This window comes from Yimella sp. cx-51, assembly GCF_017654605.1.
In the GTDB taxonomy this organism is placed as follows: domain Bacteria; phylum Actinomycetota; class Actinomycetes; order Actinomycetales; family Dermatophilaceae; genus Yimella.
The window spans coordinates 2514615-2527762 of record NZ_CP072113.1 but is presented as its reverse complement, the minus strand read 5'-3'; the positions used below and the strand labels follow the sequence as shown (position 1 = coordinate 2527762).

Annotated in this window: 9 protein-coding genes and 1 tRNA gene; all 10 read left to right on the top strand. The window is 66.4% G+C overall.

What is annotated here, in order from left to right:
- Positions 1–138: 138 nt before the first annotated feature.
- A tRNA-Trp gene (locus tag J5M86_RS12025) sits at positions 139–211 on the top strand.
- Positions 212–245: 34 nt separating this feature from the next.
- Positions 246–491, top strand: coding sequence for a preprotein translocase subunit SecE (gene secE / locus J5M86_RS12020; protein WP_188059203.1), 246 nt, complete (start codon positions 246–248; stop codon positions 489–491).
- Positions 492–543: 52 nt separating this feature from the next.
- Positions 544–1428: a transcription termination/antitermination protein NusG gene (gene nusG, locus J5M86_RS12015; RefSeq protein ID WP_188059204.1), complete on the top strand. Its 885-nt coding sequence runs from the start codon at positions 544–546 to the stop codon at positions 1426–1428.
- A gap of 95 nt (positions 1429–1523) precedes the next feature.
- A complete protein-coding gene (gene rplK / locus J5M86_RS12010; RefSeq protein WP_188059205.1) occupies positions 1524–1952 on the top strand; it encodes a 50S ribosomal protein L11 in 429 nt (142 codons plus the stop codon).
- Between the two features lie 139 nt (positions 1953–2091).
- The gene (rplA, locus tag J5M86_RS12005; protein ID WP_188059206.1) at positions 2092–2820 is read left to right on the top strand and encodes a 50S ribosomal protein L1; all 729 of its coding nucleotides are present in this window, start codon (positions 2092–2094) and stop codon (positions 2818–2820) included.
- Positions 2821–2995: 175 nt separating this feature from the next.
- Positions 2996–3970, top strand: coding sequence for a hypothetical protein (locus tag J5M86_RS12000; protein WP_188059207.1), 975 nt, complete (start codon positions 2996–2998; stop codon positions 3968–3970).
- A 447-nt stretch (positions 3971–4417) separates the two neighbouring features.
- Positions 4418–5020: a 50S ribosomal protein L10 gene (gene rplJ, locus J5M86_RS11995; RefSeq protein ID WP_188059208.1), complete on the top strand. Its 603-nt coding sequence runs from the start codon at positions 4418–4420 to the stop codon at positions 5018–5020.
- Between the two features lie 62 nt (positions 5021–5082).
- The gene (rplL, locus tag J5M86_RS11990; protein ID WP_188059209.1) at positions 5083–5472 is read left to right on the top strand and encodes a 50S ribosomal protein L7/L12; all 390 of its coding nucleotides are present in this window, start codon (positions 5083–5085) and stop codon (positions 5470–5472) included.
- A 271-nt stretch (positions 5473–5743) separates the two neighbouring features.
- Complete coding sequence (locus tag J5M86_RS11985; RefSeq protein WP_188059210.1) at positions 5744–9253, top strand: ABC transporter ATP-binding protein; 3510 nt, start codon at positions 5744–5746, stop codon at positions 9251–9253.
- A gap of 358 nt (positions 9254–9611) precedes the next feature.
- The gene (gene rpoB / locus J5M86_RS11980; protein ID WP_188059211.1) at positions 9612–13097 is read left to right on the top strand and encodes a DNA-directed RNA polymerase subunit beta; all 3486 of its coding nucleotides are present in this window, start codon (positions 9612–9614) and stop codon (positions 13095–13097) included.
- The last annotated feature ends 51 nt before the right edge of the window (positions 13098–13148 follow it).

The window sequence follows — 13148 nt, the reverse complement described above, 5'->3', positions numbered from 1 at the left end:
GGTGAACGCTAGTGCGCGGGCCGAGTTGGCTTCGTCGGCGGGTCCTGACGTAGACTCGTCCTTCGGTTGGTCGACAGCCACGCTCAGTCGTGTCCGAAGCCAGCCGCGAAAGGCCCGAAGCCCAACACTTCGGGCCACAGGGCACTAGCTCAATTGGTAGAGCACCGGTCTCCAAAACCGGGGGTTGGGGGTTCGAGTCCCTCGTGCCCTGCGTCGTACGTGATCGATCAGGAGAAGAGGCAACCGTGGCCGACACGAGCACCGCGAGCGCTCGCGACACGGAGCAGCCCTCCAAGGGATTCTTCGGTCGCATCCTGCTGTTCATCCGGCAGGTGATCGACGAGATCCGCAAGGTGGTTCGTCCCACCCGGGAAGAGCTGACCCAGTACACCGTGGTCGTGCTCGTGTTCCTGGTGTTCATCATGTTGTTCGTCGTCGGCGTGGACTGGGTGTTCAGCCGCGGGGTCAGCTGGGTCTTCGGCGACAGCTGATCGGCCTCGCGCCCACGTAGACAACGAGAAGTCCCAACAAGGAAGCAGGTCCATGACTGAGCAGCACAGCACCGACGTCGACGCGATGGACGAGCCGCAGCAGCCGTCCGACTCCGTCGAGCAGTCCGACGCTGCCCAGAACGTCGACGCTGCCGCGGACGACTTCCAGATGACGACGGCCAACCAGCTCCAGATGGCCGACGCCGAGGACGAGGGCACGCCCGCTCCGGAGGACGACGTCGACGGCGAAGGCGCTGCCGCGACCGACACGGACGCCGAGACCGCCGAAGACTCCGAGGCTGCGGCCGACGCACCCGAGGTCGACCCGCGCGAGGCGTTCATCGCTGACCTGCGCGCCCAGTTCGGCGACTGGTACGTCATCCACTCCTACGCCGGTTACGAGAAGAAGGTCAAGGCCAACCTCGAGAACCGCATCCAGAACCTCTCGATGGAAGATTTCATCTTCCAGATCGAGGTGCCGATGGAAGACTTCACCGAGATCAAGAACGGCCAGAAGAAGGTCGGCACCCGCGTCCGCATGCCCGGATACGTGTTGGTGCGCATGGATCTCACCGACGAGAGCTGGGGCGCAGTGCGTCACACCCCCGGGGTCACCGGCTTCGTCGGCAATGCCCACTCGCCCTCGCCGCTGACGATCGACGAGGTCGTCACGATGCTCAACCCGACCTTCGAGGAGCCGGAGAGCGCAGCAGCCGGTGGCAAGAAGGCCGCTGGTGGTGCACAGAAGGGCGCCGCTCCGGCCGAGGTCGACTTCACCGTCGGCGAATCGGTCACCGTCATGGAAGGCCCGTTCGAGACCCTTCCGGCCACGATCTCCGAGATCAACACAGTCACCCAGAAGCTCAAGGTTCTGGTCTCCATCTTCGGCCGCGAAACGCCGGTCGAGCTGGGCTTCAACCAGGTCTCCAAGATCTGAGTCCTGCCCACATCCCTTGCCCGGTCCTCGGGTGAGGAAATGCAACCGGGTCATCGCCCACGGCGTAGGCCCACCGAAATAGAACAGGAAGCACCATGCCTCCCAAGAAGAAGGTCTCCGGCTTCATCAAGCTGCAGATCCAGGCCGGCGCCGCAACGCCGGCTCCGCCCGTCGGTCCGGCCCTGGGTCAGCACGGCGTCAACATCATGGAGTTCGTCAAGGCGTACAACGCCGCGACCGAATCCCAGCGTGGCAACGTCATCCCCGTCGAAATCACGGTCTACGAAGACCGCTCGTTCACCTTCATCACCAAGACGCCCCCGGCTGCCGAGCTGATCAAGAAGGCTGCTGGCGTCGCCAAGGGTTCGGGTGAGCCGCACAAGACCAAGGTCGCCAAGCTGACCAAGGACCAGGTGCGCGCCATCGCCGAGCAGAAGATGCAGGACCTCAACGCACACGACATCGAGATGGCCGAGCGCATCATCGCCGGCACCGCTCGTTCGATGGGCATCGAGACCCCGTAACAACTCGTTCTCCTGACGCCGGCTCGATCAGTGATCGAGTCGGCGGAAGGAGATCACGGACGCATCCCGCGTCCACCGTGGTAGGGCCAGCGCTGGTCCGAATCACCACAACTCCCAACCGAATTCACGAGGAGCACTCATGAAGCGCAGCAAGTCCTACCGCAGCTCTGCGGAGAAGATCGACCGCGACAAGCAGTACGCACCCCTGCAGGCAGTTCGCCTGGCCAAGGACACCTCCGGCAACACCAAGTACGACCAGACCGTCGAGGTGGCCTTCCGCCTCGGTGTCGACCCGCGCAAGGCCGACCAGATGGTGCGCGGCACCGTCAACCTGCCGCACGGCACCGGTAAGACCGCCCGCGTCCTGGTTTTCGCCAACGGTGACAAGGCCGCTGCTGCTGAGGCCGCCGGCGCCGACTTCGTCGGTTCGGACGACCTCATCGCCAAGGTGGCCGGTGGCTGGACCGACTTCGACGCCGTGGTCGCCACCCCCGACCTCATGGGCAAGGTCGGACGTCTGGGCAAGGTGCTCGGCCCCCGTGGCCTGATGCCGAACCCGAAGACCGGCACCGTCACGATGGACACCGCCAAGGCTGTCTCCGACATCAAGGGCGGAAAGATCGAGTTCCGCGTCGACAAGCACAGCAACCTGCACTTCATCATCGGCAAGGCGTCCTTCGACGAGAAGTCGCTGGTGGAGAACTACGCCGCTGCGCTGGAGGAGATCCTTCGTCTGAAGCCGGCCGCGAGCAAGGGCCGCTACATCACCAAGGCGACCCTCTCGACCACGATGGGCCCCGGCATCCCGCTGGACTTCACCAAGACCCGCAACCTCACCTCCGAGGACGCGGTCTCCGAAGAGGCCTGATCGATCTGATCGCGAGAGCGGCCGTCCACCCTCGGGTGGGCGGCCGTTTCGTCATGTCCGGCGGAGGCGGATGTCGGTGGCATCACGCAATTGCGCAGGCGCGATGAGCGGTGCTGCGCGTCCCGATCATTAGGCTCAGAGGCTGGTACTTGCGACTGTTCTGGGGAGGACAACCATGAATCTGGTACGCGTTTCAGCGGCTCTGGCAACGGTCGGCCTGCTGGCCGGATGCGGCGGTACGACTGTGAGCGGCACGTCCGGCTCACAGCCGGGCTCCACCTCGTCCGGTGCGAGCAATTCCTCGACGTCGGGCTCGTCCGGCGGCGCCTCGAGCTCGTCCAGCGCGAGCAGCACCTCGCAGCCGCAGGTGGGCACCTCGGTGCCTGGTGGCACTTTGTCGGCCTCGATGCACAAGGCGCTGACCGCCGCCAAGAGCGTGAAGTTCACCATCGCCCGGGTGCCGGTCGAGGGCTCCACCGCTACGCCCACGTCCAGTTCCTCCGACAGCGGTGAGCTTCAGATCGCCGACCCGATGACCGGCACGTACACCGACAGCGGCTCCGGAAAGCGCGACCTGATCGTCGTGGGCGGTGAGCCCTATGGCTACTTCAAGCAGGCGAACGCGTGGGTGAAGAAGTCGGCAAGCCCGGACGAATTGGAGACCCGCTACCTGGTCAACTACACCGCCCAGCTGGCCCAGAACGATCCGCGCGTGGTCGCCGACATGGTGAGCGCCGGAACCGCCGTGGTGAAGGGGAAGTCCTTGATCGCCGGTGCATCCGTGACGCATTACGCGGTGACCGCCAGCTTCTCGGCGTTGATCGACAAGCAGGTCAACTCGATGAAGTCGCACGGCTGCGATGTGCTCTCGCTGCCCTCGAACCGCACCTCCCTCGAACGTTCGAAGGCGAAGAACGGTTCGACGCAGCTCACGATGGATGTCTACCTGGACGATCAGGGGCGGCTGATCCGCTTCGAAGACCCCGTCGCCGCATCCAAGCGCGGCACCCGCGATCAGACGACCTACCGCGACTACGGTGCCAGTGTCGATCCCAAGGCCCCCGAGGGCGCCAAGTCGTTCGCTGAGGTGCGTCGCCAGATGGGTTCGAGCAGCTCGTCCTCCTCGGCGTCGTCGTCATCAGCTGCCTGAGGTTTCGCGCTTGGGCCGGGTGGCCGGTCGTCGGGTGCCGACACTGCGCCGCGTAGCCTTGTGCGGCAAGACATGTCGACGAAGGCGCTGCGCACGATGAAGGGGTTGCGGCGCACTGTGGCGTGTGGAGCCTTGCTTGCTCACCTCCTTGCCGGGGGTTGTCGACCAGGAGCACGCCACGGCGACAGTCGCACCACCGATTTGGTCGATAGGCATGCCTGGCCGTAGCCTTGAGGCACCAATGACCGCCGGTTGGCGCGCGCCCGCAAGGGAGAGCGCCCGAAGGTCCCGCCGAAACGGGCGACCAGCGCAGGTGAGCAAGGCAGTTCCAGATCATGATGTGCGCCCGTGAGTGTGCGTCTGATCCTGTGAGCCCCGAGCGCATCTGCGCCGGGGCTCTTTTCGTCGAGACCGGACTGATCGGCAACACGATCGAAGGAGGTCCGCATGGCGAAGTCCGACAAGAACGCCGCCATTGCCGAGCTCACGGACAAGTTCCGTGAGTCGGGTGCGGCCGTGCTGACGGAGTACCGCGGTCTGACCGTGGCGCAGTTGACCAACCTGCGTAACGAACTCCGCGAGCACGCGACCTACGCCGTGGTGAAGAACACGCTTACCGAGCGTGCTGCCGCCGAAGCCGGAGTCACGGCATTCGACGGTCAGCTGGTCGGCCCTTCCGCCATCGCTTTCGTCACCGGTGACCCGGTCGAAGCGGCCAAGAAGCTGCGCGACTTCTCCAAGGCAAACCCGCTCCTCGTGATCAAGGGTGGCGTGCTCGACGGCAAGCCGCTCTCGGCCGAGGAGATCACCAAGCTCGCTAGCTTGGAGTCCCGCGAGGTGCTGCTGGCCAAGCTGGCAGGCGCGATGAACGCGTCGCTCAGCAAGGCTGTCTACCTCTTCGCTGCTCCGTTGTCGCAGGCCGCTCGCGCGGTCGACGCACTCCGCGCCAAGGTCGAGACCGAGGGCCCTGCTGCCCCGGCCGCCGAGGCTCCGGCTGCTGCGGACGCGGACAGCACCACCGACGTCGCCGAGGGTGGCGACGAGAGCTGAGCAACCCGCTCGGTTCAGTTCACAAAACAGCCACTCACGGCATTTAACGAAAGGAAGCCATCATGGCGAAGCTCAGCACTGACGAGCTCCTTGAGGCCTTCAAGGAAATGACCCTCATCGAGCTCTCGGAGTTCGTGTCGCAGTTCGAGGAGACCTTCGGCGTCACCGCTGCTGCTCCGGTTGCCGTTGCAGCCGCGGGCGCCCCGGCCGGTGGCGGCGACGCTGCCGCTGCTGAGGAGCAGGACGAGTTCGACGTCGTCCTGGTTTCGGCCGGCGACAAGAAGATCGGCGTCATCAAGGAGGTCCGCGCGCTGACCTCCCTCGGTCTGAAGGAAGCCAAGGACCTCGTCGACGGCGCTCCGAAGCCCGTCTTGGAGAAGGTCGACAAGGCTGCGGCCGAGAAGGCCAAGGAGCAGCTCGAAGGCGCCGGCGCCACCGTCGAGCTCAAGTGAGCCCCGCTGCGTAAGCAGCACTCCAGTCAACACGCCCCACCCGGGTTTCCGGGCGGGGCGCGTTGCGTTTCCGGGCTCGTCCTGCGGCGGGTCGGTCGTGCGACGGTGCGGCTGGCCGTTGTGGCAGGCGTCCGACCGCGACTTGTCCGCCGGGGAGCGTGGGAGGTTCATCCGCGGCGTGTGCTTGCGGGCGGGCGGCGAGGCGAGGCGCGCGAGGAGCCGGAAATGAAGGTGCGGGGTGTCAGCGGCGGGCCGTACTCTGAACGACGGCATGAGCACCCTGACGCGCGAGCAGCGCACCCCCACCATCGAGTCCTCCGATTCGCCACGACGACAGGTCGATTGGCGTCGGTTGCGGCACCCGTTGTCGGTGGCCGCGTTGATCGCGTTGGCGTTCGCCGCGCTGGGTGCGACGGCCGGCACGGTGATCGCCGGCAAGCTTGCTGAGAGTCCGACCTCTGCGTTGGTGTGGTTGCTGGCCGCATGTGTGGTCGGGGGAGCCGTGCTCGACACCCTCGGACGCATTCTCTGGGCCACGGTGGTCGACCGCGCCGAAGGCACGCTGCGCGACGACCTCTTGGACGCCGCGCTGCACCAGCCGCTCGCCGCGCTCACCGAGCAGGCGGTCGGCGAGGTGCTCGACCGGGTGGACGACGACACGCACGAGGTCGGGTCGCTGGCCCGGATGCAGATGTGGATGGTGCTGCGTGCCGTCATGTCGGTGGTGCCGATGTGGCTGGTCGCCGGGTTCACCTGGTGGCCGGCGTGGGTGCTGTTCCCGATCTTCGCAGCGATGACGTTTGCGGTGATGCGTCCGTTGATGGGGCAGATCGCCGAACGCAAAGTGCTGGAAGAAATGGCGTGGACCGACCATGCGGCAGCCCTGGAGGAGGGCATCGCGGGCCGGGACGACCTGCGCACCAGCCTCGGCCAGTCGTTCGCGATCCGGCGTATCGCCCAGTTGTCGGCGAAGGTCCACGAGCTCTTCTACAACGTCATCGTGCTCGAGCGTCGCATCACATTGCGCGCGGTGCTGTTGCTGCACGGCTTGCTCGCCGTCATCGCGGTCGCGGGTGTCGTGCTGGCCGGCGGAGGCTCGCTCTCGGTCGCCCAGATCGTCACGCTGTTCCTGATCACGAGCACCTTCGTCGGCGTCATCGGTCACGTTGCCCAGCAGTTGCCCGACCTACAGGCCGGCATGGGCGCGGTGATCCGCCTGCGACAGATGCTGGCGGTCGAGCCGGAGCCGGTCGGCGGACTCACCCTGGGTGACCAGACGCCCGATCTCGATTTCCGCAACCTGCACTTCTCCTACGCCGAAGGTGCCTTCGCGCTGCAGGACGTCGACCTGCACATCCCAGCCGGCAAGACCATCGCCCTGGTCGGACGCACGGGTTCGGGCAAGTCGACGCTCGCCTCCCTCGTCTCTCGCGCGGTCGACCCGGAGCGTGGGTCAGTGCTCATCGGCGGTGTTGACGTGCTCGACCTCGACCTGCACGCGCTGCGACGTCAGGTGGGCGTGGTCACCCAACGCACCGAGATCATCGCCGGCACCCTGCACGACAACATCACGCTCTTCGCCGACCTGCCCCGCAGCCGAGTGCAGGAAGTCGTCGACGAACTCGGCCTGACCGACTGGGTCGCCGGCCTGGACGACGGCCTCGACACCCTGCTCGGTCCCGGCGGCTCATTGATGTCGGCGGGGGAGGAGCAGTTGGTCGCCTTTGCCCGGCTGCTGATCCGCGACGTCCACGTGGTCGTGCTCGATGAAGCGACCGCCCGGATGGACCCACTCACCGAGGCACGCGTTGTTGCGGCCTCGGACCGATTGCTGCGTGGTCGCACCGGAATCCTTGTCGCGCATCGTCTTTCCACGATCGAACGCGCCGATCTCGTCGCCGTGCTCGACAAGGGGCAGGTGGTGCAGTTCGGCCCGCGCGACACGCTTGCCCAGCAGGACGGGCGATTCCGTGAACTGCTCAGCGCCGCCGACGTGGGCAGCAGCCAGGACGCCGCCGACCAACCGGAGCGGGATGTCACCGCGGCGGTCGGTTCGCAACGACGGCGCACTGACCCGCCGGTACGTCCCGACCCGGGCTCGGGTCCGAGTCTGGCCAAGGGCATGTGGAGCGCGCTGTGGGTGCGCCCGAGCTGGGGCATGTTGTCGGTCGGTCTCTTCCTGGTCTTCTCGCTCACCGGATCGGTCGGTGCGCTCACCGGCTTCACCTGGGGTCACACCGTCGAACGCCTGAAGGATGGCTTCGTGTCGTGGCCGTGGCTGGTGGCCGTGGTCATCAGCGTCATGGCCGGTCCGGTGCTGCTTGCCGAGGCGATCGCTCGCTACCCACGGTGGTGGGTGGAGGTGCTGCTGCGGGTGCGCATGTCGGTGCTCGTCGGGCAGACCGATCAACACCGCCTGCACAAAGACCCCGCCGGTGAGGTGGTCGCGCGCGCCATGGACGCCGATCGCTACGCCCGTTACGCCGACCGTTGGGTCGACTTCGTCAACGGCCTCGCGATCGCGATCGTCACCGCGATCGCAGCGGGTACGCCGCTGGCTGGGCTGGTGCTGGCTGCGGTGATGCTGGCTGCCGCGCTCGCCTCCGCGATCGGTCGTCCCATCGCGGGCCGCTCGGCCACGCAAGCATCAGCTGCTCGAGCCCGGTTCGGCCGAGCGTTGGTTTCGACGCTGGAATCAGCACGCACGGTCAAGCTCGCCGGCCGCACCCCCGAACTCCACCGCCATCTGCGAGAGGTCGACGCCGGACGCGTCGAGGCGGCCGTGCGGGAGCACCGGGTGCAGTCGTTCCTCGACGGCGTGCCGATGGTGATGGTGCAGACCGGCGCCGTCATCGCCTGGGCCGCAGTGCTCTGGGACGTCTGGGGTCTGGCAACAGCATTGCTCGTGGTCAACGCGGTCAATGGTTTCGACTGGTTCGGCCGGGTCGCCGGAGCTGTTGTCACCGAGGCGCCTGGTACGCGTTCATGGCAGACCGCCACCAGCCGGATGGCCGGTGGGCGTGACCTCATGCAGCTGCCGGAGGGAGTCGATCTGCTCACCGGTGAGGCGCCGCCCGCGCCGGACGCTCCGCGAACTCCCTTGCAGCAGATGAAGGTTCGGGGGCTCACTGCGATCCACGAGGACGGCACCGTCGGCGTCGAACATGTCGATCTCGACGTCCACCGAGGCGAACTCATCCTGCTGCTGGGGCAGGTCGGTTCTGGTAAGTCGAGTCTGTTGCGGGCGCTCGCCGGTCTCATCGACTACGACGGTTCGCTCACCTGGAACGGCCGCGAGATCGACGACGCGGAGTTGTTCATGCGGCCCGGCCAGGTCGCGTACGTTGCGCAGGTGCCCCGGGTGCTGTCCGGCACCTTCTCCGACAACGTCCAGCTCGGTTTCGGCCGCGCATTCGACCAACCGGTCGCCGATGCCCGGCTCACCCCGGACGTCGAGACCGCGGGCGGACCGGGTGCGATGGTCGGGCACCGCGGCGTACGGCTCTCCGGTGGGCAGGTGCAGCGCCTGGCCCTGGCCCGGGCACTCGCCGCCGATGCCGAACTCCTGTTGGCCGATGACGTCTCCAGTGCACTCGACGCGGCGACCGAGATCGAACTGTGGCAGGCCTTGCGCAGCCGTTCCGCCACGGTCGTCGGGGCCACCTCCAAGCGGGCTGCGCTGGCGCAGGCCGACCGGGTGGTGGTGCTGGTCGACGGTCGTATCGTCGCCTCGGGCAGCTGGGCGGAACTCGCGGGTGACTGGGGTCATCTCGCTGGCTGACTCGCCTCGTCCCCGCCGACACCCCGCACCTGACGCACCATGTCATGCGACACGCAGTGCGCAACTCTTGACCCGCAGGCCCTCTTGGGTGCACCCTCTTCGCAGTTGATCTGCGCCCAGGGGTAGGGGAGATTGTGCCCGGACTGGACAGATCGTCATCGGGTCGTTATTCTTGATGTTTGCGCTGCCCTCTTTTGGCCACCCTTTTTCAGCCCGGCGACCAGATGGTGTGCTCCCGCTCGCGTAGTGGAAGCCCTCGATTTGCGAAGCCGCGGTTGTCCTGCCCACCGGCAGGCGGGATCGGTTGACTCGAAGGCAGCCGGCCAACCGCCCGTACCGGCCTGTGGAAGGACCCTCCTTGGCTGCCTCGCGTACTGCGACCCAATCCCTGTCCTCGGCGAAGACGGCATCTGGCCGTCTTTCCTTCGCGAAGATTCGCGAACCCTTGGAAATGCCCGACTTGCTTGCTCCGCAAACGGAGAGCTTCGACTGGCTGCTCGGCAACGAGCGCTGGCAGGTTCGCGTTGCCGAAGCCAAGGCTGCCGGGCGCGACGACCTCAATGAGCGTTCCGGTCTGGAGGAGATCTTCGAGGAGATCTCCCCGATCGAAGACTTCGCCGAGACGATGAGCCTGTCGTTCCGCGACCACCGCTTCGAAGAGGTCAAGTACTCCATCGAGGAGTGCAAAGAGCGTGACATGACCTACTCGGCGCCGTTGTTCGTCACGGCCGAGTTCATGAACCACAACACCGGTGAGATCAAGAGCCAGACGGTGTTCATGGGCGACTTCCCGCTCATGACCGACCGCGGCACCTTCATCATCAACGGCACCGAGCGTGTCGTCGTCTCCCAGCTGGTGCGTAGTCCGGGCGTCTACTTCGAGCGCTCGATCGACAAGACGTCCGACAAGGACATCTACACCGCCAAGATCATCCCCAGCCGCGGTGCGTGGCTGGAGTTCGAGATCGACAAGCGCGACATGGTCGGCGTGCGCGTCGACCGCAAGCGCAAGCAGTCGGTGACGGTGCTGCTGAAGGCCCTCGGCATGACCGAGGCGCAGATCCTGGAGGAGTTCGGCGAGTTCGACTCCATGCGCCAGACCCTGGAGAAGGACAACACCACCACCCAGGACGAAGCGCTGATCGACATCTACCGCAAGCTGCGTCCGGGCGAACCGCCGACCCGGGAGGCTGCACAGAACCTCCTGAACGGCTTGTACTTCAACGGCAAGCGTTACGACATGGCCAAGGTCGGTCGTCACAAGGTCAACAAGAAGCTGGGCCTGGAGGCTCCGCTGTCCGACTCGACCCTGTCGCTGGACGACGTCATCGCCACGGTCAAGTACATCGTCGCGCTGCACGACGGCCGCAACACGCTGCCGGGCCGCCGCGACGGCAAGGACATCGACCTGCGCGTCGAGGTCGACGACATCGACCACTTCGGCAACCGTCGCCTGCGCAACGTGGGTGAGTTGATCCAGAACCAGGTGCGTACGGGTCTGTCGCGCATGGAGCGTGTCGTGCGTGAGCGCATGACCACGCAGGACGTCGAGGCCATCACGCCGCAGACGCTGATCAACATCCGGCCCGTCGTTGCCTCCATCAAGGAGTTCTTCGGCACCAGCCAGCTGTCGCAGTTCATGGACCAGAACAACCCGCTCGCCGGTCTGACGCACAAGCGTCGTCTGTCGGCGCTGGGTCCTGGTGGTCTGTCCCGCGACCGCGCCGGCATGGAAGTGCGTGACGTCCACCCGTCCCACTACGGCCGTATGTGCCCGATCGAGACGCCGGAAGGCCCGAACATCGGTCTGATCGGTTCGCTGGCCAGCTTCGGACGCATCAACCCGTTCGGCTTCGTCGAGACCCCGTATCGCCGGGTCGAGAACGGCCTGGTCACCGACGAGGTGCACTACCTCTCGGCTGACGAGGAGGACGAGTTCGTCATCGCGCAGGCCAACGCGCCGCTGACGGAGGACAACCACTTCGCCGAGGAGCGCGTCCTGGTGCGCGCCAAGGGCGGAGAGGCCTCCGACGTCCCGGCCGAGGACGTCGACTACATGGACGTCTCGGCTCGTCAGATGGTGTCGGCCTCCACCGCGCTCATCCCGTTCCTGGAGCACGACGACGCCTCGCGTGCCCTCATGGGTGCAGCGATGCAGCGTCAGGCCGTGCCGCTGGTGCGCGCCGAGGCGCCGCTGGTCGGCACCGGTATGGAGTTGCGCGCTGCGCTCGACTCCGGTGACGTCGTCCGCGCCGAGAAGGCCGGTGTCGTGCAGGAGGTGTCGGCTGACCTGGTCACCGTCGCCAACGACGACGCGACGTACACCACCTACCGCATCGCCAAGTTCGACCGCTCCAACGCCGGCACCTGCTACAACCAGCGCGTCGTCGTCGGCACGGGTGACCGTGTCGAGGTCGGTGGCGTGCTGGCCGACGGTCCGTCGACCGACGGTGGCGAGATGGCCCTGGGTAAGAACCTCCTCGTGGCGTTCATGCCGTGGGAGGGCTACAACTTCGAGGACGCCATCATCCTCAGCCAGCGTCTGGTGCAGGACGACGTTCTCTCCTCGATCCACATCGAGGAGCACGAGATCGACGCCCGCGACACCAAGCTGGGCCCGGAGGAGATCACGCGGGACATCCCGAACGTCTCCGAAGATGTGCTGGCCGACCTCGACGAGCGCGGCATCATCCGCATCGGTGCCGAGGTGCGCGACGGCGACCTGCTGGTCGGCAAGGTCACGCCCAAGGGTGAGACCGAGCTGACCCCGGAGGAGCGCCTGCTGCGCGCCATCTTCGGTGAGAAGGCGCGCGAGGTGCGCGACACCTCGATGAAGGTGCCCCACGGCGAGACCGGCACGGTCATCGGCGTGAAGGTCTTCGACCGCGAGGAAGGCGACGAGCTTCCCCCGGGCGTCAACCAGCTCGTGCGTGTCTACGTGGCCAACAAGCGCAAGATCACCGATGGTGACAAGCTCGCCGGCCGTCACGGCAACAAGGGTGTCATCGCCAAGATCCTGCCGGTCGAGGACATGCCCTTCCTGGAGGACGGCACGCCGGTCGACGTCGTGCTCAACCCCCACGGTGTGCCGCGTCGTATGAACCTCGGCCAGATCCTCGAGCTGCACCTCGGCTGGGCTGCCAGCCGCGGGTGGAACATCGAGGGCGACCCGGAGTGGGCCGCGCAGATCCCGAAGGACGCCCACGAGGCGCCCGCTGGTTCGCGTGTCGCTTCGCCGGTGTTCGACGGTGCATCCGAGGGTGCGATCACCGGCCTGCTGGAGTCGACCAACAAGACCCGCGACGGTCAGCAGTTGGTCAGCAACAGCGGCAAGGCGCGACTGTTCGACGGTCGTTCCGGTGAGCCCTTCCCGGAGCCGATCTCGGTCGGTTACATGTACATCCTGAAGCTGCACCACCTGGTCGACGACAAGATCCACGCGCGTTCGACCGGTCCGTACTCGATGATCACCCAGCAGCCGCTCGGTGGTAAGGCGCAGTTCGGTGGTCAGCGTTTCGGTGAGATGGAGGTCTGGGCACTCGAGGCTTATGGAGCGGCGTACGCCCTCCAGGAGCTGCTCACGATCAAGTCTGACGACGTGACCGGCCGCGTGAAGGTGTACGAGGCCATCGTCAAGGGCGAGAACATCCCCGAGCCGGGCATCCCCGAGTCCTTCAAGGTGCTCATCAAGGAGATGCAGTCGCTGTGTCTCAACGTCGAGGTGCTCAGCAGCGACGGCCAGGCGATCGACCTGCGCGACTCCGACCAGGAGGTCTTCCGGGCCGCCGAGGAGTTGGGCATCGACCTGTCCCGTCGCGAGCCGAGCTCGGTCGACGAAGTCTGATTCGCGAGGTTGCGGACGGGCCCTTTCGTCCGTCCGCAACCCCCGCGCGAT